Origin of the sequence: Ruminiclostridium hungatei, from assembly GCF_002051585.1 — a bacterium.
In the GTDB taxonomy this organism is placed as follows: domain Bacteria; phylum Bacillota; class Clostridia; order Acetivibrionales; family DSM-1351; genus Ruminiclostridium; species Ruminiclostridium hungatei.
The window spans coordinates 41,797-67,556 of sequence record NZ_MZGX01000011.1; the positions used below are offsets into that span (position 1 = coordinate 41,797).

Here is a 25,760-nt window from a genome sequence, read left to right on the forward strand (position 1 = left end):
TCCGCTTGCATGTATTATGGCTTTAAGACGGATTACAGTAGGAACTGCCGGTAAATACCGTTAAAATTGCAATGAGTTTGAAGATTGAGTTATCTTTTGGCTGTCAGGGCTTACGGCGGCTGTCTTCAAAAAAACTGGGTGGTACCGCGAAGAATGCCTTCGTCCCTTTGGGGATGGAGGCTTTATCTATGTCTTAAAAGCAGCGCTTGCAGTACTCAAGAGGCAGGAAGCCCCACAGTCCGGAGCCGGAACAAGGGTGGCGTGTCACCTGTGAACAGTGCAGGCATAAAGTCAATTACTATTGACTTTGGTAAATTTTCACACTTTTGATATATCCATAGGATTTTGAAAGGAGATTATACGCGTGATTGAAAAAATCAGTATGTTAAGAGCCGCTGCTCTTGATAAAATCAAGCAGGCGGCAAGCAGTGGCGAGGTAGAAGAACTAAGAGTAAGGCTTCTGGGCAAGAAGGGCGAATTGACTGAAATGCTTAAGGACCTTAAGAACATGGCCATTGAAGAAAGAAAGCAGTTTGGACAGGAGGCCAATGAGTTAAAGAATGAATTGACAGGATTTTTAGAAGCAAAATTCAGTGAACTCAGTGCCAATGACGTAAAGAAATCCTTAAGCAGCGGTTCCAGCTTTGATATTTCATTGCCGGGAACCCAGTTCAAGCTTGGCTCACTTCATCCTGTTACCATTGTTCAAAAGGAAATCGAGAGGATTTTCACAGGAATGGGCTTCAATATTGTTGACGGTCCTGAAGCTGAAGAGGAATTTTACAATTTTGAGGCTTTAAATATACCCAAGCACCATCCGGCCAGGGACATGCAGGATACCTACTGGCTTGAAAACGGTTCCTTGCTGAGAACCCATACTTCACCCTGCCAGGTAAGAGCCATGCAAAAGTATGGCGCACCTCTGAAGGTAATCGCTCCGGGAAGGTGCTTCCGCAACGAGAGCACCGACGCATCTCATGAGAACACCTTCTTCCAGTTGGAAGGAATGATGATTGATAAGAATGTTTCCATTGCAAACCTTATATATGTTATGAAGCTTTTGCTGTCCGAAGTGTTCAACAGGGATGTGAAAATAAGACTCAGACCAGGATTTTTCCCCTTTGTGGAACCGGGCTTTGAACTGGATTTGAACTGCATGATCTGCGGAGGAAAGGGATGCCCCACCTGCAAGCATTCAGGCTGGATAGAACTTCTTCCCTGCGGTATGGTGCATCCCAACGTATTGCGCTATGGAGGCATAGACCCCGAGGAGTATACGGGCTTTGCCTTTGGACTGGGCTTGACCAGACTTGCTATGATGAAATATGGAATAAGCGATATCCGTGTTCTTAATTCAGGTGATTTAAGAGCCATGGAACAATTTTCTGTAAGGTAGGAGGGAAACGAGTTGAAATTATCATTAAATTGGCTTAAGGATTACGTGGATTTAAGCGGGATAGATATAAAAGAGCTGTGGTACAGGTTTACCATGTCCACTGCCGAGGTGGAAGAAGTGGAGTTTGTGGGCCGGGAGGTACAGGATGTGGTAGTTGCCAGGGTTCTGAGCGTTGTACCTCACCCGGAATCAAAAAAATTGAAAATCGCCCAGGTGGATTCCGGGGACGGTATTCTCCAAATAGTCTGCGGCGCACCCAATGTTGCAGAGGGTATCCTGGTGCCCCTGGCTAAAATCGGGGGGGCGGTAAAAAATATGCCCAAGCTTGGGAAGGTTAAGCTTGTTGGGGTAGAGAGCTTTGGTATGCTGTGTTCTGCAAAGGAACTGGGCATAAGCGACGACCACAGCGGCCTGCTGGTACTTGAGGGTGATTACGCTCCTGGAACGGATATCAAATCAATCCTTGATATAGATGATGTAATTATTGAAATAGACAATAAATCCTTGACAAACAGGCCTGATTTGTGGGGACATTATGGAATAGCACGTGAGATAGCAGCCATATACGGCAGGGAGCTTAAGCCCATGCAGTTGGATGGGCTGGAGGCGGCAAAGACCAAGCCGGAGCTCGACATCACGGTGGAGGATGCTGAAAAATGTCTCAGGTATTCCGGGCTGAAAATAGACGGTGTCAAGAAGCTTCAGACCGCAATGAACATGAAGGTACGACTTTTCTACTGCGGAATGAGGCCGATTTCTCCGCTGGTTGACCTGACTAACTACCTTATGCTTGAAATGGGGCAGCCTATGCACGCTTTTGACAGCAGACAGGTTGAAGACGGTATTGTAGTCAGGGCCACAAAGGAGCCCACTGTATTCAGGACACTTGACGGAACGGAAAGAAAGCTGCCGGAAGAGGTGCTTCTCATATGCAATAAGCAAAAGCCAGTGGCCATAGCCGGTATCATGGGAGGAGAAAATTCGGAGGTACTTGAGGACACAACTTCCATATTATTGGAGTCTGCTAATTTTGAGGGTTCCTCCACAAGAAAGAGTTCAACTAAAATCGGTTTGCGTACAGAAGCCAGCGCCCGCTATGAAAAGATGCTTGACCCCAATATGACAGTTACGGCAATAAAGAGATTTGTCAAGCTCTTAAAGGATATACAGCCCGATGTAGCGCTTGCTTCTGCTTTAACCGACGTATACTGCAAAAAGCTGGAGCCAATTGATATTACCATAACGAAACCTTATATCGACAGGTATATCGGCAACACCCTGACAAAGGAAAAGATGGTGGAAATTTTACGTTCTTTGGAATTCAAGGTTGAAGTGGAAGGTGATACCTTTAAAATAAAGGTACCTACTTTCAGAGCCACCAAGGACATCACCATGAAGATTGACATCATAGAAGAAATCACAAGAATTTTCGGCTATGACAACATACAGCCTCAAACCCTGGAGGTGGCCTTAAAGCCTCTGGAATATAACGAGGAAAGGCTTTTGGACCACAAGGTCAAAGAACTGCTTTCAGAAAGATTCGGTGCAAGCGAAGTAAACAGCTATATCTGGTATGACAACAGCTTTAACGGCAGGATGGGAATTGAGACCCACGGACGGGTAAAGGTACTGAATCCGCAGGCACAGGATGCCGATACCTTAAGGGACAGCATGGTTCCGGGAATGCTTGCCTTTGCTGAAAGAAATGAAAAGTCCTATGAGGATTTTTCACTGTTTGAAATAGGAAGCGTATTTGAAGCCGCAGCCACAACGGAAAAGTGTGAGCAGCACAAAAATATATGCATATTGGCAGCCAGCAAAATCAAGAGCGAAGACGAGCTGTTCTACGACCTGAAAGGAATAATCGCCTTTATTGCAAAAGCACTTAAGAATTCCAGGGTTGATTTTCCTGTTTGTACATGCAGGTACAATTGGGTGCACCCCATGAAATCGGTGGATGTTTCTGCCGGTGAAAAGCTCATGGGTTATATAAGTGTTGTTCATCCTATGATTAAGAAGAATATAGGTAAGAAGCTGAATGTTGCCGTGCTGGAAATAAACAGTGAGGTACTTCAGGCCATGGCTCCGGAGGTCATTAAGTATAAGGATCCCTCAAAATTTCCCGAAGTGGTGCTTGACTACAGCTTCCTGGTGGATAATGCCATTACCTTTGATAAGGTTGGGGAAGATATTGCCGGATTTAAATCGGAATTACTCAACAGCTTCAGCTTCGTGACCCTATATAACGGAAAGGGTCTTCCAGAAGGCAAAAAGAGTATGACTTTCAGATTTATAATCGGTTCTGCTGAAAAGACCTTGTCAAGTGATGAAATAAACGCTTTTGCAAACAGTCTCATAGATTACATGAACAGTGCAGGCCATACGCTGAGGTAAGCTGCAGACTGGTCAAGTAAAAACTTTAAAAAATGTAATCCTCCGGTCATGGAAGTAAAGATTTGGCCGGAGGATTTTTATTTTGTATCGCTATATATTCATCTGTAATTTCAAGTTAATTACAGAAATAATTGAAGCAATCTGGATAAGGTCTAAACTTTTACTGCTTTCCAGCAAGCCTCAATAGTTTGCTGGATTTCAACCTCCGTAAGCAGATACTTTCCGTTCAGGTAACCTTTGATGACAGAGGTGACAATTCCGCCTGCTATGGAGCAGCACAGCATGATATCCATTTCTCTGATAAGACCCTGTTTCTGGCCCTCAAGAATTACCGCGAAAAATTCCTTCATGGTAGGGTCCTCAATATTTCTCAATTCCTCTGAAATATACGGCGAATGTGAAAAATTATCTACAAGCCAGTGCTCTTTTGGGTAAGCTATTGAAAAGTCCGCTATTTTTTTCAGAAAAAATTTAAATCTCTCATAGAGTGGCGCGGCGGGGTCGTAATTCTGGATACAGAAATCGGACATATGCCGGATTATCTCTTTATATAAGGCGTTGACCAATTCCTCCTTGTTTTGAAAATAATTATACAGTGTACCTGAACCCACGTTTGCACGTTTAAAAATCTTGGCAAAAGTGACTGACTGCAGGCCTTCCTCAGTAATCAGCTCTAGTGTTGCCGTTAATATATCTTCACGTTTTCCCAATTTTGACACCTCGTTTTAAGGAAGCGATTCCCTTTAATTTTCTATTAAATTGTATATTCTATAGGATTCAATGTCAACAATGGAGGAAATATTCCAGTTTTCATTTGATACATTTTATACAAGTCAAAAGTAATTTGTTCTATTAATATTATAATGGAATTAAAATTCTAATAAAAATTTTAAATAGTGATTAAATGCTTTAAATATTTATTATAACTTAGAATTTTAATTTTTATATGGAATAAATATTCTAAAAATATTTGACAATTATCTGTTTTGGATATATAATAAGTTTGGAATTAATATTCCAGACAAGAGGAGGGATTTCTTTGACAGGAAAGGTAGTATTTATAACAGGAGCATCTTCGGGAATCGGCAGATCTACGGCAATATATTTGAATAAGTCCGGGTACTGTGTTTATGCCGGAGCCAGGAGAGTTGAAAAAATGGCTGACCTGAAGGAGCAGGGAATAAATATTGTGGAATTGGATGTAACAAAGGATGGGTCCATGGTAGCGGCAGTAAATAAAGTTGCTTCCGAAAGCGGTGGTATCGATATTCTTGTAAACAATGCCGGTTACGGTTCTTACGGCGCACTTGAAGATGTACCGGTTGATGAGGCAAGACGCCAGTTTGAGGTAAATGTGTTCGGCATGTCCAGAATGATTCAATTGGTATTGCCGGATATGCGGAAGAAAAAATACGGTAAAATTATAAATATATCATCAATCGGCGGTAAAATTTATGAGCCGCTTGGAGCATGGTATCATTCTGCAAAATATGCGGTTGAAGGCTTAAGTGACTGCCTTCGTATGGAACTTAAGGATTTTGGAATCGATGTTATTGTCATAGAGCCCGGTGGAATCAAAACCGAATGGGCCGGTATTGCAGGGGATAACTTGCTGAAAACTTCCGGAAATTCCGCATATGGAGAAATGGCCAGAAGACATGCGGCTTTTTTCAGTCAGGCAAATTCTGATACGGGTTCAGGCATAATGGCAAGGTATGCAAGAAAAACAATGAATCCGGAACTCATAGCAGGAGTTATTGAAAAGGCAATCAGGTCAAATAATCCGAAAACACGGTATATAGCCGGATTCCTGGCCAAGCCTTCTATCTTCTTGAGAAAGCTTCTGTCCGACAAATCATATGACAGGTTCAACAGGATGCTGATAGCCAGCATGGGCAGAATGGCATCGGCTTCATTAAAAAACAGTTGAGATTTATCCCAACTGTTTTTTAATTTCTGCTTTTGTAATGGAGAATGGCTTTAGCAACAGCATATGTGCCTATTTGCCCTTCATACCGTTTTCATAGGCTTCAACCATTTTCTTGACCATTTGTCCGCCTATGGGTCCGCCCTCGGAGCCGTTCTGCTTGGAGGTCAGGTCTCCCTTGTAATGGTCGTTGTTTTCTTTTGTAAACTGAGTTCTTCCAATCTCAGCAGCACATTCCATTTTGAATTTTGTTAATGCTGCTCTGCTATCTTCAACAAGTGGTGTTTTTGGTCTTGACATAATAATTCTCCTTTTTGGTAAAAAATAATTAAGCCTTCTGCTTCAGGAACCTATAAAAATGCTTTAAAGATTCCTGAGTATATTTTGCAACAAAAGAGAAATTTGACACCTAGTAAATATTTCGAATACTGGGCCTGAATGATAAAAAAGGATTAGTAAAGCACTTTTAAAAATGTAATAAAATTGGAATATAACTTTAAATTGCTGGTTTCATTTGGTATACTTAGGGATAAACACGAGTTTTTACAAAAATAATGGAAGGTAAATAGTAAATACGGAGGGCAATTTAAATGGAAAGAATCACTTTTGACAGCTCAAAGGCCTCGAATTTTTTGAGCGATTATGAAATCAATTATTTTGAAGGATATGTAAAGCAGGCACATGAAATGCTGCACGGCAAAACCGGACCAGGAAATGACTTTTTAGGCTGGGTGGATCTTCCCCTTGATTATGACAAGGAAGAATTTGCAAGAATTAAAAAGTCAGCGGAAAAAATCAAAGCGGATTCGGAGGTTCTTATAGTTATAGGCATAGGGGGTTCGTATCTTGGAGCCCGTGCTGCAATAGAAATGTTATCCCATTCATTTTATAACATGCTTCCCAAAAACAAGCGTAAAACCCCGGAAATCTATTTTGTGGGAAACAATATAAGCTCCACTTACGTAAGTGATTTGCTGGAACTCATCGAAGGAAAGGAAATATCGGTAAATGTTATTTCCAAGTCGGGAACTACCACTGAACCTGCAGTGGCTTTCAGAATTTTCAAGGAGTATATGGAAAATAAATATGGCAGGCAGGAAGCGCAGAAAAGAATTTATGCCACCACCGACAAGGCCAGGGGAGCTCTAAAGAAGCTTGCTGACGAGGAAGGCTATGAATCTTTTGTAATACCTGATGACGTAGGCGGAAGATTTTCCGTATTGACGGCAGTGGGCCTTTTACCTATAGCAGTGTGCGGTGCGGATATAGACAGGATTATGCAAGGTGCCGCCGATGCCTGCAAACTTTACAAAGAGGTTGATTTTAAAAACAACGACTGCTACAGATATGCCGCTGCAAGAAATGCCCTGTACAATAAGAACAAGACCATAGAGATTATGGTAAACTATGAACCGTCACTGCACTTCTTTACAGAATGGTGGAAGCAGCTTTACGGTGAAAGCGAAGGAAAAGATCAAAAAGGAATTTTCCCTGCGGGTGTGGATTTTACCACAGACCTGCACTCCATGGGGCAATATGTACAGGATGGGCTCAGGAACCTGTTTGAAACAGTAATACATGTGGGAAAAGCAAAGAAGAGCATTACCATAAAGGAAGACAAGGACAATATAGACGGCTTGAATTTCCTGGCCGGCAAGGAGATGGACTTTGTCAACAATAAAGCCTTGGAAGGAACCATGCTTGCGCATACTGACGGCGGGGTGCCTAATTTCGTCATCGATGTTCCCGAACTGAATGAATACTATTTCGGCAATCTTGTTTACTTCTTTGAAAAGGCCTGCGGAATCAGCGGATATCTGCTGGCAGTCAATCCTTTCGACCAGCCGGGAGTTGAAGCTTACAAGAAGAATATGTTTGCACTGCTGGGAAAACCCGGGTATGAGGAGCAAAAGAAAGAGCTTGAGGCAAGATTGGGGAAATAGTCCATAAAAAACAGTTAAAAAACAGTTAAACCAGTTGGCGGTATATGAGAAGGAATTCTTATGTACCGCTGTTTTCATATATGCCGGTTGCAGCCTTCAAAAGGTCATGGTTAGCGGGCATTTCCGGCTATTTCCCGTATTTCACACGTGCTATTCACAATTATTAACCGGAAGTATATAATAAAATCAGTCGAAGCAACATAAACTTTCAAGAAGAAGGGACTTACCATGGATAAGCAGATTAAGCTAAAGCTTTCAAATGCAGAAAACAAATACAATGAAGAGATATCAAGCTTTTCCCTGTCCTATTCGGGAAAAAGAATGGAGAACCCGGAGGTGAGCTACAGAATAATTTCTGCCCTTAAAGCTGATGCTTCACTATTTATAGAATTGAACAGTTCACTTTTGAATATGGATGCCTCTGATAAAAAAAAGCTTTCTGAAAAATTTATGGAAGGGCTTAAGCAGTTGGGAATCGAATATTTGAACAAAAAGACTGTTGAAAGTGAGAGAAGAAGAGTGCTGTCAATATCTCTGGAGGGAAAGAAGGTAGAAGGTTTTGAGACATATGCACTGATACCGGGTGAAATCTGGTGCCAGCAGGAATTTAAAGAATTGCTGCCTTCAGAAGGACTGAGGTACTATCTTTCAACTGATGATTCTGAAAGCAACCTGTCTGCGTTTGCTGACCTTGACGAAGAGGAGAGGCTCAAGCTTTCGAGGATGGTCATATTTGATAATGCGGCTCTTGGAAGTATGGGCATAAATACTGCATATCTTACCAAAAGTGAAATTAACCGGCTTTTGGAATAGGGAATTGACTGTATTGGCAAAAACTGATATTGTTTATTTGTACATGAAGCTTAGGAAATTTCACTCTTTTTAACAATTGGAGGAAGCCGTAAAAAATGAATTACCAGGAAGCCATGGAATATATTCATGGCACACTAAAATTTGGAAGTAAGCTGGGTTTGGAAAGTATAACAATGCTGTTGGATCTTATGGGAAATCCTCAAAAAAAGCTTAAGTTCATTCATGTGGCCGGAACCAATGGAAAAGGCTCAACAACTGCATTTATAAGTCACATATTAATGGATTCCGGCTATAGGACAGGAATATTTACTTCACCTTATATACAGAGATTTACAGAAAGAATAAAGGTTAATGACAGGGAAATAGAGCCGGAGGAATTGTCGGAAATAATTTCCTTTGTGAAAGAAAAGATAGACTTGATGCTGGAACTGGGCAGGGATCATCCTACTGAATTTGAGATAATTACTGCTGTGGCATTTGAATATTATTGCAGGCAGAAGTGTGATATGGTTGTTCTGGAGGTGGGGCTGGGCGGAAGATATGACTCCACCAATGCCATAGATACCCCGGAGGTTGCCGTCATTACCACCATAAGCCTGGATCATACAGACATACTGGGAAATACGTTGGCCGAGATAGCCTATCAGAAAGCGGGAATCATCAAAAAACACGGAACTGTTGTGGTTTATCCGCAGCCTCCTGAAGTTCGGAAGGTTTTTGAAGAGGTTTGCGGTGAGCTGGAAGCAGAGCTGCATTGGGTGGAGCTTGGAACCCTGAGTATTAAAGAATCCGGGCTGGAAGGTCAGATGTTCGATTACAAGGACTATCACAGCCTTCAGATGGGACTGCTGGGTGAACACCAGCTTTATAACGCCGCAGTGGCCATCGACACCTGCGAAATGCTCATAAATAAAGGCTACAAAATTGAGAATAATAATATCAGAAATGGCATAGCAAGAGCTGTTTGGCCGGGAAGGCTGGAAATAATAAATACCCGACCGATGATTTTAATAGACGGGGCACATAATCTGGAAGGTGCGCAATCACTGAATGCAGCCCTTGATAAATATTTTCTTCATCAGGAAAAGATATTTATTGTCGGATTTTTAGGGGACAAGGACTATGATGGCATTATGGGGCTTATGGCTTCAAAGGCCAGTCTTATAATCACTGTAACACCTGATAGTCCAAGAGCGCTGTCTTCCGGTGAACTGGCAGAAAAACTTAATAGCTATTCAAGATACGTTAAAGATGGAATTAATCTAAAAAATGGCTTGAAAATGGCCTTGGATAATGCCGGCCCAAATAGTGTGGTATGCGCTTTTGGATCGCTGTATATGATTGGCCAGATAAGAGAAATTTTCAAATAAAAGTTTATATTTGAAGGGAGCCGATGTTAATGTTCATGGATATTAATCAGGAAATCAAAAGTTTTACACCTATAGATATAGATAGATTTTCTCAGGAAAACCAGGTATCCGAAAAAGTAATTGATTCTGTAAAAGCGTACAACAAGGCTATTGAATACCTTAAGACCGGCAGCGAAGATATTGCAATGATTGAACTTAAGAGAGTCATAGCTGTAAACCCGGATTTTTATGAGGCCGTAAATTTGCTGGGCCTGTGTTATGCCTATACCAATCAGTTGGATAAGGCGCAGGAATTGTTTGGAAAGGTGGTTCAGGGGGAAAATACCGTATTAAAAGCTGCGGATTACCTGAATTTTATAACCTCAGGAGAGGGCGGACACCTGAAGAAGAGCTCAAGACCTGCCAAAAGTGCCGTAAAGCCTCAAAAACCCTCCAAGGTCAAAAAAGAAGCTGGTAAGAGGGAGGAACAACACAGGGGAGCGGAAGTACAGGAGGAATATATACTTTTTAAAAAGCTTGGAGAACAGCTTAAAAAGCCTTCGGTTGCACTTGCTTTTAACCTGTTTGGAATTGTCTGCCTGGTGGCGGCAGTCCTGTTCTTTGCTATGGCAGCTAAAGATTCAGGGGAGGCTCCCATTGATAATGAGCCGGCTGCAAATGCCGCAACAAATGAAGATTATGACAGGGCTCTGGCCGAGAACCTGGAGCTTCAGAAGCAGCTTGATGCTGCAAACCTGCAATTGAAGCAATATAAGCTGTCGGGAGACCTGTCCCAGGTAACTTCCCTCAACAGTCAGAAAAAATATATAGAAGCCTCCGACAAACTGAGTACTATCCCTGTTGAAGAATTAAATGCAGATCTGAAAAAAAAATATGACTCACTTAAAAAGGACGTTGACCCTAAGGCCGCATCTTTGCTCACTACCCAGGGAAACACGCTGTATAACAGCGAAAAGTACCAGGAAGCAATAGAAAAGCTGGAAAAGGTCTTTAAATTGGGTGACAAGTGGTCTTTCGGAGATAAAGCCCTTTATATACTTGGTAAAAGTTATGTCGAGCAAGGCGACAAGCAAAAAGCCTCCGAGGCATATGAAAAGCTTATAAACCAGTATCCGCAGTCATCCTATGTAAAATATGCAAAAAGCAGATTGAGTTCCATTCAATAGCAGTAAATAATAAAATACAGATAAAAATAAAAAAAGGAGCGACCAAAACAACGGCTCCTTTTTATTTTATTTCTCGTCCTGCTCCAAAGGGTATTTACGTATAACTACAATCTCCACTCTCCGATTTTTTGCTTTTCCCTCCACAGTTGAGTTGTCATACTTCGGTGAGTATTGGCCAAATCCCTGTATGGAAAACCTCTCAGGATTCAAGCCTCCATTGTCAATAAAGAAATTCATAACATTTATCGCTCTTATGGCGCTTAAATCCCAATTTGACCTGAATTGAGGAGTATTGATGGGAATATCGTCGGTATGCCCCACAACCTTTATATCATTATCCAGGCCTTTCACAATATCTGACACATGCAGCAGCATGGCGTGAACCCCCGGCAGCACATCCGCCTTGCCCGAATTGAACAGCACCACATCCTGAATGGAAATTCCCAGGCCCTCGTCGTTTAAGGTAACACTGACCTTGTCGGAATAGCCGTTGCCCTTGATTTCCTTTTCGATATCCTCTTTTATCTGCTCCATTATGTCGTCTTCCTGCTTATTCAGCGAGGGAAGATCCTCCATGGGGATTAAGGACGTGCCTTCTTTTTCAAGAACCCCTGATCCCCCTGAAAAAATAATATTGAACTGTTCACTGACTTTTTGAAATTTAGCATTATCCAACTGGCTCATTGCAAACATTACTATAAAAAGAGCAAGCAGCAGAGTGAGCATATCTGCATAAGGTATAAGCCAGGTTTCATCAACGTGCTCCTCATGATGTACCTTCTTTTTGGACATATTTTATCCTGCCTTTCCAGCATTTTCAGTGTTCTGCTCCAGTTTTGCCCTTTCTTTGGGTTCAAGCATGCCTGACAGCTTCAAAATGATGCTTTTGGGATTTTCACCGGCTTGAATGGACAGTATGCCTTCCAGCATTATGCGCATGGTATTTATTTCTTCATGGGATTTACGCTTCAATCTTGAAGAAAAAGGATGGCAAATTACATAGCCGAAGAATATACCGTAAAGTGTGGCAACAAAGGCTGCCGCAATCATGTGACCAAGTTTCTCGGTGTCGTTCAGGTTTCCAAGAGCACCTATAAGACCGATAACGGCTCCCAGAACTCCCAGCGTAGGCGCTGCTCCTCCTGCCGTTGAAAATATGCTTGCTCCTGCCCTGTGCCGGTCCTCCATGCTGTCTATCTCACTGTTTAACACCTCGGTAATATATTCCTGTTCTATTCCGTCTATAACCATTCCGAGACCTTTTTTCAAAAACTTGTTGTCAATATTCTGAATTACAGATTCAAGAGACAGCAGACCATCTTTTCTTGCAGTCTGAGAAAGCTCGGCAATCTTTTCAATCATTATCGCAGGGTTTTCCTTTTTCTTATCTCTGAATAAAACGCCTAAAATCTTCGGGACTTTGAGAAATTCCCTTTTTGGAAAGGAATTCATAACGGCTGCAATGGTTCCAACTATGATAATTATGGCCGCAGCCGGATTCAAAAGAACGGTAACATCAGCACCCTTTACAATCATTCCCACAACCACTGCCAGGAACCCCATAACAACTCCAATAAGTAAAAATATATCCATTTAGCACCTCATAAATTATATGTAATATTTTGAATATTTCGGTAACTGCTTATAAGAAATGGTAGATTAAGCAGAAAAAAAGAGTTTCATCATAAGAATTCTACCATGAGCCGGTAATATTTGAAACACTTTTTTCAACTTTTATGCAAAATATAATTTTCCATTTGAGTTAACCGGGCTGTTAAATATACTATTTATTGCAAAATAGTAATATATATACTTTAGAAAGATTTAAATTGGGGAAATTTCAAATGGATGTTAATAATGCTTTAAATCTTGTACTCAGCGGTGGGGGCATCAAGGGTATAGCCTTTGTGGGAGCCTATGAGGAATTGGAAAAAAGATACAGGTATTTTGGCAATATAGCGGGAGTATCGGCCGGGGCCATGATTGGAGCACTGATTGGAGCAGGTTATACTTCAAGAGAGCTTATAAGGATTCTCAGAGAATTTGATTTCAGCATATTAAAGATAAGAGGGGGTGATTGTCTTAATTCTTCAATCGGATTAAGAATAAGGAAGCTTATGGAGGAAAGAAATACTGTCAGCGACAGCGACATAGAAGCCTTGCTGTATATGCAGGACTATCCGGAACTGCAAAATATGAAAAGATATAAGGAAGATTTCAAGGGTATCCGCGGGAATTTCCTGAGCAACCTCATTGCCTTCAGCCAGGAGAATGCCTTCCTGGATGGCGAGCTGCTGGAAAGGTGGATCAGGCAGTTGCTGGCAAATAAGGGCGTATACACCTTCAGTGATTTCAGGGGAGGAATTCCCGACAAGGTAAATCCAAGAGGCTATAAGGTCAGAATGACAGCGGTAGACGCCAATACCGGAAAAGTGATAGTTCTGCCTGACGATATTGCCCTGTACAATATAGACCCTGACAAGTTCGAGGTGGCAAGAGCAGTGAGAATGAGCACTTCCGTACCGTTTGTATTCCGGCCCTGCGTGCTTATGAAAAAAGAGAACTATTATATGAAACAGCACTTTATAATTGATGGAGGTGTGCTTGACAATTTTCCGGTATGGCTTATAGACAGTGCACAGTCCAATATTATAGGCCTGAAACTCGAAGGAAAGGAGCCCAAAGAGCTGCAGCAGGCCGAAAGTATACTGAAGAAGCTGCTTTCTTCTTCGCATGATACCGGAGTACCTAAAAACTCATACAACATAGACAATATTGCTCACATTAACACCGGAAGCATATCCTTTCTGGACTTCGATATCAGTCCCGAAAACATGCAGTTTTTGTACCAGCAGGGTAAAATTGCCGTTCAGAAGCTTCTTATTAACATGCATAAGAAAAACTGGGGGTGGAGGTAATTGACCTTGAAAAATGGATGAAAGGGACTAAAATAACCTGACTGCCAATGATTTTGATTGACAATAAAATGACTCACATAGTATATTTAATTTAAAAAGACATGTAGAAAAAGCTCGCATTTTGTCAATGACGATAAAATATGCGTACTAAATGGGGGTTTACTTATGAAACTTAAAGCAAAACTTATATCTTTTTTTGTGGTAGTAGCAATCATATCGTTTATACCAGTGGCGTTGCTTGGTTATTCGTTTATAAAGAATCAGGCGGAACAGGATATAAAGGATAAGCTCACCGCAACTTCCTCGGGAGTTGCCAACCAGTTAAACGGCTGGATTAATGAGAATGCAAAGGTTGTGGAAACAATAGGGCTGGTATTGAACAATGCCGAGACCAAAGAAGATATTACCGCTGAGCATCTTCAGGCCTTGAAGGCGGAAACGAATGCAAAAAACATATCGGATATATATGTAGGTCTTGAAGACGGAACCTTCATTGACGGGTCAGGCTGGGTGCCGGATGATGGCTATGATCCCAGAACCCGGGGCTGGTATCAGGGAGTGAAGGCACATCCTGAAAAGGGGCTCTATTTTTCAGATCCCTATCTTGACAAGGTAACGAATAAGTATGCCGTGTCCATAGGCTACCCATTATTGAATAAGGAAGGAAAGTTCTATGGAGTTGTTTCAGAGGATATCCTTCTGGATACCCTGACAGGTATGGTAACCAATCTGGAACTGGGCGGCATAGGTCATGGTTTTCTCATTGATGCCAACGGAATAATACTGGCGCATCCTGAAAAGGAACTGATAAATACGGATTTTAAAGAAAATGTCGAGTATAAGGAGCTGGCTGACAAAATCAAAGGCGGAACAACCGGACATATGAATTATACTTTTAACGGTGCAGGAAAGATGATTGAATACACCAGAATACCCAGTACAAATTGGATATTTGCACTGGAGGTGAATAGTGACATAGTCTTTAAGGACATATTGGACCTGAGAAACAATTACTATCTTATTTCAGTCATAACCATCCTTGTTGTGGCGCTTCTGGCCTTCTTTGTCGCACATTCCGTAACAAGACCCGTTAAAAAATTCAGAGATGCCATAGAGTCTGCAGGAAAGAATAAGGATTTAACCATTAATTTTAAAACAAAATCCAGGGATGAAATTGGTGATATGGCAAAGGCCTTCAATATCTTTACAGATAATATCCGCCTGTCCTTCAATTCGGTTCTGGAGGTTACAAAAACTGTCCAGTCGGATGTAAATGAGATTGCAGGGAATATTGACAGACTTAATTCCAATGTTGAAGACGTTTCGGCCACCACAGAGGAACTTTCTGCAGGTATGGAGGAAACTGCCGCCTCCTCCCAGGAGATGACTGCTTCCACCTGCGAAATAGAAAACGCCGTGGGTGAAATTGCCGCAAAGGCTCAGGAGGGTGCAAAAACTGCCGCAGAAATAAGTGAAAGAGCAGAGGAACTGAAGGCTACCGCCAGAAACTCACAGGCTGCAGCTCAGGAAATTGGAGTGGCTGTTAACGACAGACTGAGAGAAGCGATAGAGAAATCAAATGCAGTTGCGGAAATAAGTACATTGACAGACGGAATTCTGGACATTACCTCCCAGACAAATCTTCTGGCGTTAAATGCTGCCATAGAAGCTGCAAGAGCCGGAGAAGCCGGAAAGGGTTTTGCCGTGGTTGCCGATGAAATAAGAAAGCTTGCGGATGACTCAAAGCACACGGTAGTGAGGATTCAGGAGGTTACAAAAACCGTGATTGAAGCGGTGGAAAACCTTAAGGAAAATTCCGGCCAGGTTCTGGAATTTCTCGAAAGCCAGGTTTCAAACGACTACACAAGGATGGTCGCAACAGGTGAACAATACAGCAAGGATGCTTCCATGATAAACGAACTGGTAACGGATTTCAGCGCAACCTCACAAGAGCTTCTGGCGTCAATACAGGATATAAGCAAGGCAATCGGAGATGTTACAAGGGCTGCCGGTGAGGGTGCGGAAGGAACGGAGAACATTGCACAAAAGACTTCTGATATAGCCAATATGACTGAATTGGTTACAAAGCAGGCTGAAAATACTCAGAACAGTGTACAAAGACTTCATTACCTTATGTCCCAGTTTAAAATGTAAGAATTTTTGCAGAAATTCAGCATTGGATTTGCATTTTTTGAGCATTTATTATATCATAAGGTTTAATGAAACAGGGAATTATTAATTTATTCATTTATTTATAGAAGTTTGAACCGCTGATACCGGGTTCACCTTGCAGGAGGTAAAAATGTTATATAGAAGCACCAGAGGGAATTGTTCAAATGTCAGCGCTGCTGAAGCGATAAAGAGAGGTCTTGCGGCTGACGGAGGTCTTTTTGTACCTGAAAAGACAGTTCATTTTGACAATGAACACATTCAGAAAATGAGTGAGATGACTTATCAGGAAAGAGCCTTGAAGATTCTTGAAGGATATCTGGATGATTATACTATCAGCGAATTGACGGATTGCGTAAATCAGGCATATACGGCTCAGAAGTTTGGAACGGAGGCTATTGCGCCTTTGCATAAGCTCTACGACTCGGTGAATGTATTGGAGCTTTGGCACGGACCTACCAGTGCTTTTAAGGATATGGCCCTTCAAATACTCCCGCATTTTCTTGTGAAGGCTCTGAAAAAAACCGGAGAGAAGGAAGAAATAGTCATATTGGTGGCAACTTCCGGAGATACGGGCAAGGCAGCCCTTGAAGGCTTTAGGGATGTAGAAGGAACAAAAATCATCGTATTCTATCCCAGTGAGGGTGTAAGCCAGGTGCAGAAAATGCAGATGGTTACCCAGGAAGGGAGCAATGTATATTCCATAGCCGTAAACGGAAATTTTGACGATGCCCAGAACGGTGTAAAAAGGATATTCAGCGATGAAGATGTTGCGGCTCTTCTGCAGGACAACGGCTATAAGTTCTCCTCGGCAAATTCTATAAACTGGGGCAGGCTTGTTCCTCAGATAGTTTATTATTTTTCCGCCTATGCAGATATGCTGAAAAACAAAGAGATAGAAGTGGGAGAAAAAGTAAATTTTGTTGTACCCACAGGTAATTTCGGAAATATACTTGCCGCATACTATGCCATGCAGATGGGGCTGCCCGTTAACAGGCTTGTTTGTGCTTCAAATGACAATAATGTGCTTACTGACTTTGTAAATACAGGTGTTTACGATAAAAACAGAGAATTTAAAAAGACCCTGTCACCTTCCATGGACATACTGATTTCCAGCAATCTTGAAAGATTGTTGTATCTGGTTACGGAGGGTAACTCCGAGCAGGTGGCCGGTTGGATGAACAAGTTGAAAAATGAAGGAACCTATGCGGTGGACCAGGAGACAAAAAAGAAGATTCAAAATGTATTCTGGGCAGGTTACTCAAATGATTCAGATACTTTAAAGACAATAGAAAGCGTATACTCGGAGACGGGTTATGTCCTGGATACGCATACTGCTGTTGCGGTAGATGTTTATGACAAGTATGTCATATCCACCAGTGATGTTACAAAGGCAGTGATTGTTTCCACCGCCAGCCCGTTCAAATTCAATGAAAGCGTTGTTAAGGCCATTGCAGGGGAGGGCGCGGTTAACGGAAAGACTGAGTTTGAATTGCTTTCCGTACTGTCTGAGAAGTCCGGACTCACTATACCGGCACCTCTGAAGGAGCTTGATAAGAAACCGGTTCTGCACAAGGAAATCTGCGAACCGACCCATATGATTGAAAAGGTAAAGGAAGCCCTTAATATATAGGATTTCCGAAAGCAGGCAAATATTATAGGAGCATTAATCCGTATAGGATTAATGCTCCTTTTTGTGATGCAATATGTGTTGCAATAATTGAAAAATTGTGCTAATATTACACCAAGGAAATACAATTGTACGCATTGGGTGGACAGGAGGACTTAATGAAGCGGGAATCGGTTTTTTTTCTAGTTGATTCTGTTATCTTGCCGGAGGTTTTTGGTAAAGTCATAGAAGTAAAAAAAATCCTGAGTACCGGCAGGATAAAAACTGTCAATGATGCTGTTAAGGAAGTCGGAATAAGCAGAAGTGCTTTCTACAAATATAAGGACTACGTTTTCCCCTTTTATGAAACATCCAGAGGAAAGGTAATAACTCTCTTTTTTGTTGTAGAAGATTTTTCTGGGATACTATCCAGTATTATAAATAAAATCGCAGCCGCTAATGCGAATATTCTGACCATAAACCAGAATATACCCATCAATGGTCTTGCTGATGTTACCATATCGATTGAGACCTTTGAAATGAAGGAGGATATCCAGAATATGATGGGTGAGATAAGCAAGATTGAGGGAGTAAGAAGATGTGAAATACTTGCAAGGTAGTGCAAAAATCAGAAAATATATATTTAGTCCAATGTGCAATTTTTTAGTCAGGATTTATGGCTGTTCACATATGGGGATTTGGAGGTTTAAATGGTAAACGTAGCAATTCTAGGATATGGAGTGGTTGGCTCGGGGGTTGCCGAGGTCATAAGGAAAAACAGTGAGAGTATAGCCCAGAGGGCAGGGACTGAAATAAGAGTTAAATGGATACTGGACATACGTGATTTTCCCGACAGTCCGGATAAGGATGTCCTTACTAAAAATGCAGATGATGTGTTTAATGATAAAGAAGTGGATATAGTTGTTGAAACCATTGGCGGTGCTACCATTGCTGCTCAATTTACCAGAAGGGCCCTTGAGGCGGGGAAGAGTGTTGTAACCTCAAACAAGGAGCTGGTGGCATCACAGGGGCCTGAACTTTTGCAATTGGCCAGTGAGAAGGGTGTAAGCTACCTTTTTGAAGCAAGTGTCGGCGGCGGCATTCCTATTATCCGCCCCTTGAATCAGTGCCTTGCAGCAAATGAAATAAAAGGGATTACTGGTATTTTAAACGGAACCACCAATTATATATTCACCCAGATGAAGAAGGAAGGGAAGAGCTTTGAGGCTGCATTGAAGGAAGCGCAGCAGAACGGGTATGCGGAGCAGAATCCCACTGCTGACGTAGAGGGGCACGATACCTGCAGAAAGCTGGCTATACTTTCCTCCATAGCTTACAATGAATATGTTGATTCCTCAAATATCTATACCGAAGGCATCACAAAGGTTACTACGGCAGATATGAAATATGCCGAAGCAATGAACGGAGTTATAAAGCTGATAGCCATAAGCAGAAAGCTTGGAGACAAAATATTTGCCCGTGTGAGCCCGGCCATTATCTCAAAGGAGCATCCTCTTTCAAATGTAGAAGACGTATTCAATGCCATCGTTGTCAAAGGAGATGCCATAGGAGATGCCATGTTCTATGGAAGAGGAGCGGGAAAGCTTCCAACGGCAAGTGCTGTTGTTGCAGATATTATAGATATAGCAAAGCATCCCGACTATGGCACTAAAAATGTATGGGTGAGAAATAATGAAAATAATGTCATAGCCATTGAGGAAAGTCCGGCTAAATTTCTTGTCAGAGTGGCAACAGACAAGGCCGCTGATGCAAGAAGCGATATAAAGGCAATATTCGGGGAGGTTGAATTTATTGACCTGGGTTCAAAGGTTCAAGGTGTTGAGGTTGCTTTTCTTACGCCTGTCCTTATGGAAAAGGAAATCAAGGAAAAGCTGGTTGGTCTTAAAGCCATGAATTCAGTTATGGATATTGCAAATAATATAAGAATAGAAGAGGAATAGAATATTCAAATCACAGGAATAGAGGTTGCTGATAAATGAAAATATCCGTAAGAAAAATTGTACTTACAGCCTTGATGATTGCTTTGGTCTTTATAATAACCTATCTGCCGTTTTTGCACATTCCAAGTCCTGTTCCTCCCGGATACTTCAATATTGGGGATGCAGCCATTATGATAGCAGCCATATTGCTGGGTAAAAGGTCGGGTCTTGTAGCCGGTGCAATCGGCTCGGCTTTGGCTGACATTGCATACGGTGCATTTATATTTGCACCTATCACCTTTATAGTCAAGGGCATCGAGGGCTATGTGGTAGGAGCTGTTGCAGGCAGAAGGGAAGGACAGAGGCCTGCGTATGCAAGAAGGGTTGTGGCAGTGGTTGCAGGCGCGCTTATTATTGTGGCGGGGTATTTTATACTTGAACTGACTTTCTACAGGATGATAGACAATTCTCTGGCCATAGCCGCAATTATTTCCGAAGTACCGGGAAATCTTGTCCAGGGTGGAGCCAGTGCGGTATTTGCATATGTATTTACAGCAATTTTGGATAGGAGAAAGCCTATAAAAAGCTTGAACTAGTACAACATTCGATAAATAAGTTGTACCCTGTAAAAGCAGACAGTTAAAATTCTGTTTGCTTTACAGGGTATTTCTGACTATGCGCTTTTGTCAATCACTCAGAATATCGCTGTCTATTTCACATGCGTCGGATGTAACAAGCCTGACGGTATACTCCTTCAAGCCGGCAAGATTTTTTTTGTCTATTCCGACTATTTGCATACCTGTCCGGGCAGGAGTACCTACCAGCAGGATATTGTCTTCAAAAATTCCTGCCTTGCTGACAGAAAAATTCTTGACAGCAATACTCGCCTGATTTTCCGGAACACCGGAAAATTTCTCAAAGAACCCCAATTCTCCCAGCAGGTCGGCTGCCACCTCTTTATTGGGAGGCAGTACATAGGCTCTTTTCATGTTCAGGTACATCTTGCGGGGGATATAGCACCAGTCACGCTCATAGTGATCCTTCCAGCCCGGGTGATACACAGGGCTGGCATATTTTTTATTATTATAAAGGAAAGAGAACTTTATTGGCTTGAAACCATTGAGGGCTTCCTCAATATCCGCAGTTTCAGTGGGACTGTTGGCAGTCTGATATGTTCCGTTAGGTTGAAAATATATGGGTTTAGTGGAGTCGGAGACAAAAAATGCCAGCTCCTTTTTTAAAATCAGATTTTGCTGGCTTATTTCCAGCGAAGATAAATCTGTTCCATTATAAGAGCTCTCTGTGTAGGACTCCTGCACCGGCCCGAAATCTTCAATCCTATTGGAGCCCTTTGAAAAGGGGATATTCTGATAATCTATTTCATAACCTGCAGGAGTACACAGGTGAGCGGTTATGTTCCGGTTTTCATTTATGAGCGCGGCCACATCTTCTATTTTTATGGAAATTATCTGGACACCTTTTTTTGCCGGTTTGCCGGAAATGGCAATATCATTTCCCAGTTGACTTATATTTTCCAGGTCAAAATTATAAATCAGGAAATTAAAATAATTCTGGTTATCAATAGAGACATTGGGGTAAAACCCAAGCTGGCCCTCAATATCAAAGACCTTTCCTGCGCCGCCGGAATAGGTAAAGAGGCTGTGCCGGGCGGAAATCACTTTTCGCGGCAGGTATAGCCAGCCCTGATAAAAGGATTGCTTCCACAGGTTTGTATATATTGGTCTTAAATACTCCTCGTCGGAAAATACGAAAAGGTAGGACAGCTTTTTACCTTTGGTTATGATTTCCGAGGATGGGGGTTCCGTAAGCCGGACATCTGATTTTTTCCTTATTAAATCCCTGCCGCTGTTTTCATAAAGGATTTCATCATCAGCAGGCAAAATGCTTGATAGGATATCCTTCAAATGCTGGTTTTCATTCTCGGGAGACATTACCTTGCTGATTTTTGCACTGCCTGTATGGGCGGCTTTTGGAAAATCCAGCCGCGTAATCAGGAAAGCCGACAGAACTATAAAAATAAGAGCAACCACGCATATTAATAATTTTTGTTTGTTTGTAATTATAACCAAACCGTTCATTGTTTCCTCCATTTCACTGCAAGCAGCGGATCATTAGACTTACGTTATATTTGTATTCATTTTTACCCCAGGATAGAATTAAGATTTGCAGCAGCATTCCCTGGAAAATGTTACACGGTAATTGCCAACCTTGACTGTTTAAAAAAAAGCTGTTATTGTATTCACTAGAGATATAAATATAGAAAAAATTATAGATAATCGTTAGGAGTTTGTCATATATGAATTCCAAGCTTAGAGATGAACATACAGATAGTTTGTTCGATGCTATATTACTTTTAAATAATAGGGAAGAATGCTACAATTTTTTTGAAGATCTTTGCACCATTGCGGAAATCAAGGCTCTGGCACAAAGACTTGAAGTTGCAAAAATGCTCCGTGACAAAAAGACCTACACCGATATCTGCGACGAAACCGGTGCCAGTACCGCCACAATCAGCAGGGTAAACAGATGTCTTGTATATGGGGCTGACGGATATAACCTGGTGCTTGACAGACTGCAGGAAAAGAATAAGGCAAAATAGGAAAGACAGGTAAGGTAGATGTTTAAAAAATTATTTCTGAGCATAATAATTTTATCTGCACTGGCCTCCGAAGGCGGGGCTTATTTATCTGCGGACTTAATCGACTACTACCTTGTAAACTTTGCACGGCTTGATATAATGCAGGATATCCACCCTGTCGATCAGACTGCCGGCAACGGCGTAGAAAGAAAAAAAGGAACACCTGCCGCCTTTTTCAAGGCTGTTTCACAAAATGCAATAGATTTAAAGAACACCATCAGGAGCAAGTATTCTGATTTTACGGCCGCAACCCCTTTGACAGAGGGTCTGGTCCTTATTATTGTTTTTTCAATATGCTTTAGCATAAAGAAATCATCCTATTTCAGGCGCTATTTTCTGAGCCTGACTGACTCGTCTCCGCCGGCTGCCTGCCGGATCTGACTGTTTCCTTTGACAGGATTATCAGGTTTTGCTGCAACAGTTTTTACCATTACATTTGAAGACTTTCCATATGCGCTTGGCAGAAATTTTTGTCACTTTTAAGAAATATGCCCAAAAACCTTTAGCATTGTACTATTTTGTGGGGTTTAGGCAAACCATGGAAAAAATATATTTCCGCTATTTATTTTAATATGGGCAGCACAGGCCCATTATAAGTTAATTACTTAAGGAGGAAAAAATGAAGAGTTTTTTGGAAAAAATAATCGGTTCATATAGTGATAGAGAGTTAAAGAGGATTTATCCCCTGGCTGATAAGATTGAGGCTCTGGAGCCGGATATACAAAAGCTCACCGACAGCCAGCTCAAGGCAAAAACAGCAGAATTCAAGGAGAGGCTGGCAAATGGGGAGACTCTGGACGACATCCTGCCCGAAGCTTTTGCCGTGGTTCGTGAGGCATCGGTGAGAGTCCTGGGCATGAGGCATTTCAGGGTTCAGTTAATTGGAGGTATTGTGCTTCACCAGGGCAGGATATCTGAAATGAAAACCGGTGAAGGTAAAACCCTGGTTGCAACCTTGCCGGTTTATCTTAACGCGTTGTCAGGAAAAGGCGTACACGTGGTTACTGTAAACGACTACCTGGCAAGGCGTGACAGTGAGCAGATGGGGAAGATTTACACCTTCCTTGGCCTTACGGTGGGGCTTATTGTTCACGATATGGAAAATGAACAAAGACGCGAAGCCTATGGCTGTGACATTACCTATGGCACAAACAATGAACTGGGCTTCGATTATCTCAGGGATAACATGGTCATATACAAGGAGGATATGGTTCAGAGGGACCTGCATTACGCCATTGTGGATGAAGTTGACTCCATTCTCATAGATGAAGCCAGAACTCCTCTGATTATCTCCGGTATGGGAGATAAATCCACTGATTTGTATAAAAAGGCCAATACCTTTGCCCTGAAGCTGAAGGCAAAAATAATCAAGCAGATGGATGACAAGGTTGACAGTGATACAGTATACGACGAAGACTATATAGTTGATGAAAAGGCACATACTGCCGTACTCACTGCAAACGGCATAAAAAAGGCCGAACAGTACTTCGGACTGGAGAACCTGTCAGACCCTGAAAACATGACTGTTTCACATCACGTAAACCAGGCCATAAGAGCACATGGACTTATGAAAAATGAAAAAGACTATGTGGTCAAGGATGGGGAAGTAATAATCGTAGATGAATTCACCGGAAGAATGATGTATGGAAGACGGTACAGTGATGGTCTCCATCAGGCTATTGAAGCAAAGGAAGGCGTAAAGGTGGAAAGAGAAAGCAAGACCCTTGCCACAATAACTTTCCAGAATTACTTCAGGATGTACTCAAAGCTTGCCGGTATGACAGGTACTGCGTTAACCGAGGAAAATGAATTCAACACCATATATAAGCTGGATGTTATTGTTATCCCGACGAATAAGGAAATGATCCGTAAGGACAACCCGGATGTGGTATATAAAAATGAAGTGGGCAAGTTTAATGCGGTAATTGAAGATATTGCAGAAGGTCACAAGAGAGGCCAGCCTGCACTTATAGGTACTATTTCCATAGAAAAGTCCGAGTTTTTAAGTGCCATGCTCAAAAGAAGAGGTATACCTCACCAGGTGCTGAATGCCAAATACCATGACAAGGAAGCTGAGATCATTGCACAGGCAGGAAAGCTGGGAGCTGTTACAATAGCCACAAACATGGCCGGCAGAGGAACCGACATAGTTCTGGGCGGTAACTCTGAATTCATGTCAAAGCAGGAAATGAGAAAACTGGGCTATTCTGAAGAGCTCATAAGTGCGTCAACAAGCTTCAACGATACCGATGACCAGCTTATCCTTGAAGCCAGAAGCCGTTTTAAGGAACTCAATGATAAATACAAGCAGATAACAAATACCGAAAGGGAGAAGGTTGTTGAGGCCGGAGGTCTCCATATTATAGGTACTGAAAGGCATGAATCCAGACGTATTGACAATCAGTTGAGAGGACGTTCCGGCCGTCAGGGCGACCCCGGCTCATCAAGATTCTACATTTCTCTGGAAGATGACCTCATGAGACTGTTCGGTTCAGAAAGGCTTACCAGCATAGTTAATGCCCTTGGCCTGGAGGATGACCAGCCCATCGAGCATAAAATGCTCTCAAATGCCATTGAAAATGCCCAGAAGAAGGTTGAAGGCAGAAACTTTGATGTACGTAAGAGAGTCTTGCAGTATGACGACGTTATGAACAAGCAGAGAGAGGTTATTTATGCACAGAGAAGAACTGTGCTTAACGGCGACAATTTGAGAGACTACTTCATCAAAATGTTTGAAAGCCTTATTGATAATGTTATTGAAACCTACTGTGCTGAAAATCAATATGCAGATATGTGGGACTGGGATACAATGACAAATTATCTTGAAAGTGTGTTCCTGCCACAGGGTGCTCTGGCCGTATCTGATGAAGAGAGGTCAAACTTTGACAAGGAAGACCTGAAAGAAAAGCTCATGGAAATTGTAAATAAAATCTATGAATATAAGGAAAACGACATCGGCATTGAGCTGATGAGAGAACTGGAAAGAGTTGTTCTGCTCAGAGTGGTTGATGAAAAATGGATGGATCACATTGATGCCATGGATCAGCTTAAGCATGGAATAGGACTCAGAGCATACGGACAGAGAGATCCGGTAATAGAATACAAGTTTGAGGGCTTCCAGATGTTTGAGGAAATGATTAAAACCATTCAGGAGGATTCCATAAGACTGCTTGTGAGATCAAGAATAGACAGGGAGCATGCGCCGCAGCGCGAAAAGGTGGCGGAGCCTGTTAATGCAAGTCATGGTGACGACGAGCCTAAAAAGCCTGTTACAAACAATTCAAGAGTTGGAAGAAATGATCCGTGTCCCTGCGGCAGCGGAAAGAAATACAAGGTCTGCTGCGGCAAATAGTCATGAGTCATGGTTGTTTCCAACTGTAAAATACAAGCCAAGCCCGTGGAGCAGAACAGCAGGTTAATTTAATAAGCGGGCAGTACCGCAGCGTTTGGGGAGAA

Annotated in this window: 21 protein-coding genes; 16 read left to right on the plus strand and 5 right to left on the minus strand. The window is 42.1% G+C overall.

What is annotated here, in order from left to right:
* Positions 1-364 precede the first annotated feature (364 nt).
* A complete protein-coding gene (gene pheS, locus CLHUN_RS09525) occupies positions 365-1,396 on the plus strand; it encodes a phenylalanine--tRNA ligase subunit alpha (RefSeq protein ID WP_080064355.1) in 1,032 nt (343 codons plus the stop codon).
* A 12-nt stretch (positions 1,397-1,408) separates the two neighbouring features.
* Complete coding sequence (gene pheT / locus CLHUN_RS09530) at positions 1,409-3,790, plus strand: phenylalanine--tRNA ligase subunit beta (protein ID WP_080064356.1); 2,382 nt, start codon at positions 1,409-1,411, stop codon at positions 3,788-3,790.
* Between the two features lie 152 nt (positions 3,791-3,942).
* On the opposite strand, the gene CLHUN_RS09535 is transcribed toward pheT, so the two are convergent.
* Complete coding sequence (locus CLHUN_RS09535) at positions 3,943-4,500, minus strand: TetR/AcrR family transcriptional regulator (protein ID WP_080064357.1); 558 nt, start codon at positions 4,498-4,500, stop codon at positions 3,943-3,945.
* 329 nt (positions 4,501-4,829) lie between these two features.
* Here CLHUN_RS09535 and CLHUN_RS09540 point away from each other — a divergent pair, with 329 nt between their 5' ends.
* The gene (locus CLHUN_RS09540) at positions 4,830-5,720 is read left to right on the plus strand and encodes an oxidoreductase (RefSeq protein ID WP_080064358.1); all 891 of its coding nucleotides are present in this window, start codon (positions 4,830-4,832) and stop codon (positions 5,718-5,720) included.
* 69 nt (positions 5,721-5,789) lie between these two features.
* Here CLHUN_RS09540 and CLHUN_RS09545 read toward each other — a convergent pair whose 3' ends face one another.
* Positions 5,790-6,017 (minus strand): alpha/beta-type small acid-soluble spore protein, encoded by a 228-nt coding sequence (locus tag CLHUN_RS09545; protein WP_080064359.1) that lies wholly within the window; start codon positions 6,015-6,017, stop codon positions 5,790-5,792.
* 290 nt (positions 6,018-6,307) lie between these two features.
* Here CLHUN_RS09545 and CLHUN_RS09550 point away from each other — a divergent pair, with 290 nt between their 5' ends.
* The 4 genes from CLHUN_RS09550 to CLHUN_RS09565 all read left to right on the plus strand — a co-directional run bounded on the left by CLHUN_RS09550 (position 6,308) and on the right by CLHUN_RS09565 (position 11,009).
* The gene (locus tag CLHUN_RS09550) at positions 6,308-7,660 is read left to right on the plus strand and encodes a glucose-6-phosphate isomerase (RefSeq protein ID WP_080064360.1); all 1,353 of its coding nucleotides are present in this window, start codon (positions 6,308-6,310) and stop codon (positions 7,658-7,660) included.
* Positions 7,661-7,888: 228 nt separating this feature from the next.
* On the plus strand, positions 7,889-8,473 hold the full coding sequence (locus tag CLHUN_RS09555; RefSeq protein ID WP_080064361.1) for a hypothetical protein: 585 nt from the start codon (positions 7,889-7,891) through the stop codon (positions 8,471-8,473).
* Between the two features lie 95 nt (positions 8,474-8,568).
* Positions 8,569-9,843 carry a bifunctional folylpolyglutamate synthase/dihydrofolate synthase gene (locus tag CLHUN_RS09560; RefSeq protein WP_080064362.1) on the plus strand — a complete coding sequence of 425 codons (1,275 nt, stop codon included), beginning with the start codon at positions 8,569-8,571 and terminating at the stop codon, positions 9,841-9,843.
* Positions 9,844-9,872: 29 nt separating this feature from the next.
* The gene (locus tag CLHUN_RS09565; RefSeq protein WP_242656485.1) at positions 9,873-11,009 is read left to right on the plus strand and encodes a tetratricopeptide repeat protein; all 1,137 of its coding nucleotides are present in this window, start codon (positions 9,873-9,875) and stop codon (positions 11,007-11,009) included.
* 66 nt (positions 11,010-11,075) lie between these two features.
* Here CLHUN_RS09565 and CLHUN_RS09570 read toward each other — a convergent pair whose 3' ends face one another.
* Both CLHUN_RS09570 and motA read right to left on the minus strand, forming a co-directional pair.
* Positions 11,076-11,801, minus strand: a complete 726-nt coding sequence (locus tag CLHUN_RS09570) for a flagellar motor protein MotB (protein ID WP_080064363.1) — start codon at positions 11,799-11,801, stop codon at positions 11,076-11,078.
* 3 nt (positions 11,802-11,804) lie between these two features.
* On the minus strand, positions 11,805-12,602 hold the full coding sequence (gene motA, locus CLHUN_RS09575; protein ID WP_080064364.1) for a flagellar motor stator protein MotA: 798 nt from the start codon (positions 12,600-12,602) through the stop codon (positions 11,805-11,807).
* Positions 12,603-12,853: 251 nt separating this feature from the next.
* On the opposite strand from motA, the gene CLHUN_RS09580 reads away from it, so the two are divergent.
* The 6 genes from CLHUN_RS09580 to CLHUN_RS09605 all read left to right on the plus strand — a co-directional run bounded on the left by CLHUN_RS09580 (position 12,854) and on the right by CLHUN_RS09605 (position 20,241).
* A complete protein-coding gene (locus tag CLHUN_RS09580) occupies positions 12,854-13,927 on the plus strand; it encodes a patatin-like phospholipase family protein (protein WP_080064365.1) in 1,074 nt (357 codons plus the stop codon).
* A gap of 165 nt (positions 13,928-14,092) precedes the next feature.
* Complete coding sequence (locus CLHUN_RS09585; protein ID WP_080064366.1) at positions 14,093-16,081, plus strand: methyl-accepting chemotaxis protein; 1,989 nt, start codon at positions 14,093-14,095, stop codon at positions 16,079-16,081.
* A 148-nt stretch (positions 16,082-16,229) separates the two neighbouring features.
* The gene (gene thrC, locus CLHUN_RS09590; RefSeq protein WP_080064367.1) at positions 16,230-17,729 is read left to right on the plus strand and encodes a threonine synthase; all 1,500 of its coding nucleotides are present in this window, start codon (positions 16,230-16,232) and stop codon (positions 17,727-17,729) included.
* Positions 17,730-17,884: 155 nt separating this feature from the next.
* Positions 17,885-18,325: an ACT domain-containing protein gene (locus CLHUN_RS09595; RefSeq protein WP_080064368.1), complete on the plus strand. Its 441-nt coding sequence runs from the start codon at positions 17,885-17,887 to the stop codon at positions 18,323-18,325.
* Positions 18,326-18,415: 90 nt separating this feature from the next.
* Positions 18,416-19,666 (plus strand): homoserine dehydrogenase, encoded by a 1,251-nt coding sequence (locus tag CLHUN_RS09600; RefSeq protein ID WP_080064369.1) that lies wholly within the window; start codon positions 18,416-18,418, stop codon positions 19,664-19,666.
* 35 nt (positions 19,667-19,701) lie between these two features.
* Complete coding sequence (locus CLHUN_RS09605) at positions 19,702-20,241, plus strand: ECF transporter S component (RefSeq protein WP_080064370.1); 540 nt, start codon at positions 19,702-19,704, stop codon at positions 20,239-20,241.
* Between the two features lie 90 nt (positions 20,242-20,331).
* Here CLHUN_RS09605 and CLHUN_RS09610 read toward each other — a convergent pair whose 3' ends face one another.
* Entirely contained in the window at positions 20,332-21,744 is a 1,413-nt protein-coding gene (locus tag CLHUN_RS09610; protein ID WP_080064371.1) for a hypothetical protein, read from the minus strand.
* Positions 21,745-21,962: 218 nt separating this feature from the next.
* On the opposite strand from CLHUN_RS09610, the gene CLHUN_RS09615 reads away from it, so the two are divergent.
* The 3 genes from CLHUN_RS09615 to secA all read left to right on the plus strand — a co-directional run bounded on the left by CLHUN_RS09615 (position 21,963) and on the right by secA (position 25,656).
* A complete protein-coding gene (locus CLHUN_RS09615; RefSeq protein WP_080064372.1) occupies positions 21,963-22,265 on the plus strand; it encodes a YerC/YecD family TrpR-related protein in 303 nt (100 codons plus the stop codon).
* 18 nt (positions 22,266-22,283) lie between these two features.
* Positions 22,284-22,685 (plus strand): hypothetical protein, encoded by a 402-nt coding sequence (locus CLHUN_RS09620; RefSeq protein ID WP_080064373.1) that lies wholly within the window; start codon positions 22,284-22,286, stop codon positions 22,683-22,685.
* Between the two features lie 238 nt (positions 22,686-22,923).
* Complete coding sequence (gene secA / locus CLHUN_RS09625; RefSeq protein WP_080064374.1) at positions 22,924-25,656, plus strand: preprotein translocase subunit SecA; 2,733 nt, start codon at positions 22,924-22,926, stop codon at positions 25,654-25,656.
* Positions 25,657-25,760 lie beyond the last annotated feature (104 nt).

What these genes read in the sequence shown, in the direction of transcription:
- CLHUN_RS09545 (WP_080064359.1), bottom strand. Translation starts at nt 6,017, where the DNA reads ATGTCAAGACCAAAAACACCACTTGTTGAAGATAGCAGAGCAGCATTA.
- CLHUN_RS09605 (WP_080064370.1), top strand. Translation starts at nt 19,702, where the DNA reads ATGAAAATATCCGTAAGAAAAATTGTACTTACAGCCTTGATGATTGCT.
- CLHUN_RS09610 (WP_080064371.1), bottom strand. Translation starts at nt 21,744, where the DNA reads ATGAACGGTTTGGTTATAATTACAAACAAACAAAAATTATTAATATGC.
- CLHUN_RS09570 (WP_080064363.1), bottom strand. Translation starts at nt 11,801, where the DNA reads ATGTCCAAAAAGAAGGTACATCATGAGGAGCACGTTGATGAAACCTGG.
- CLHUN_RS09580 (WP_080064365.1), top strand. Translation starts at nt 12,854, where the DNA reads ATGGATGTTAATAATGCTTTAAATCTTGTACTCAGCGGTGGGGGCATC.
- CLHUN_RS09560 (WP_080064362.1), top strand. Translation starts at nt 8,569, where the DNA reads ATGAATTACCAGGAAGCCATGGAATATATTCATGGCACACTAAAATTT.
- CLHUN_RS09595 (WP_080064368.1), top strand. Translation starts at nt 17,885, where the DNA reads ATGAAGCGGGAATCGGTTTTTTTTCTAGTTGATTCTGTTATCTTGCCG.
- CLHUN_RS09615 (WP_080064372.1), top strand. Translation starts at nt 21,963, where the DNA reads ATGAATTCCAAGCTTAGAGATGAACATACAGATAGTTTGTTCGATGCT.
- CLHUN_RS09620 (WP_080064373.1), top strand. Translation starts at nt 22,284, where the DNA reads ATGTTTAAAAAATTATTTCTGAGCATAATAATTTTATCTGCACTGGCC.
- thrC (WP_080064367.1), top strand. Translation starts at nt 16,230, where the DNA reads ATGTTATATAGAAGCACCAGAGGGAATTGTTCAAATGTCAGCGCTGCT.
- CLHUN_RS09550 (WP_080064360.1), top strand. Translation starts at nt 6,308, where the DNA reads ATGGAAAGAATCACTTTTGACAGCTCAAAGGCCTCGAATTTTTTGAGC.
- CLHUN_RS09565 (WP_242656485.1), top strand. Translation starts at nt 9,873, where the DNA reads ATGTTCATGGATATTAATCAGGAAATCAAAAGTTTTACACCTATAGAT.
- CLHUN_RS09585 (WP_080064366.1), top strand. Translation starts at nt 14,093, where the DNA reads ATGAAACTTAAAGCAAAACTTATATCTTTTTTTGTGGTAGTAGCAATC.
- CLHUN_RS09600 (WP_080064369.1), top strand. Translation starts at nt 18,416, where the DNA reads ATGGTAAACGTAGCAATTCTAGGATATGGAGTGGTTGGCTCGGGGGTT.
- secA (WP_080064374.1), top strand. Translation starts at nt 22,924, where the DNA reads ATGAAGAGTTTTTTGGAAAAAATAATCGGTTCATATAGTGATAGAGAG.
- motA (WP_080064364.1), bottom strand. Translation starts at nt 12,602, where the DNA reads ATGGATATATTTTTACTTATTGGAGTTGTTATGGGGTTCCTGGCAGTG.
- CLHUN_RS09555 (WP_080064361.1), top strand. Translation starts at nt 7,889, where the DNA reads ATGGATAAGCAGATTAAGCTAAAGCTTTCAAATGCAGAAAACAAATAC.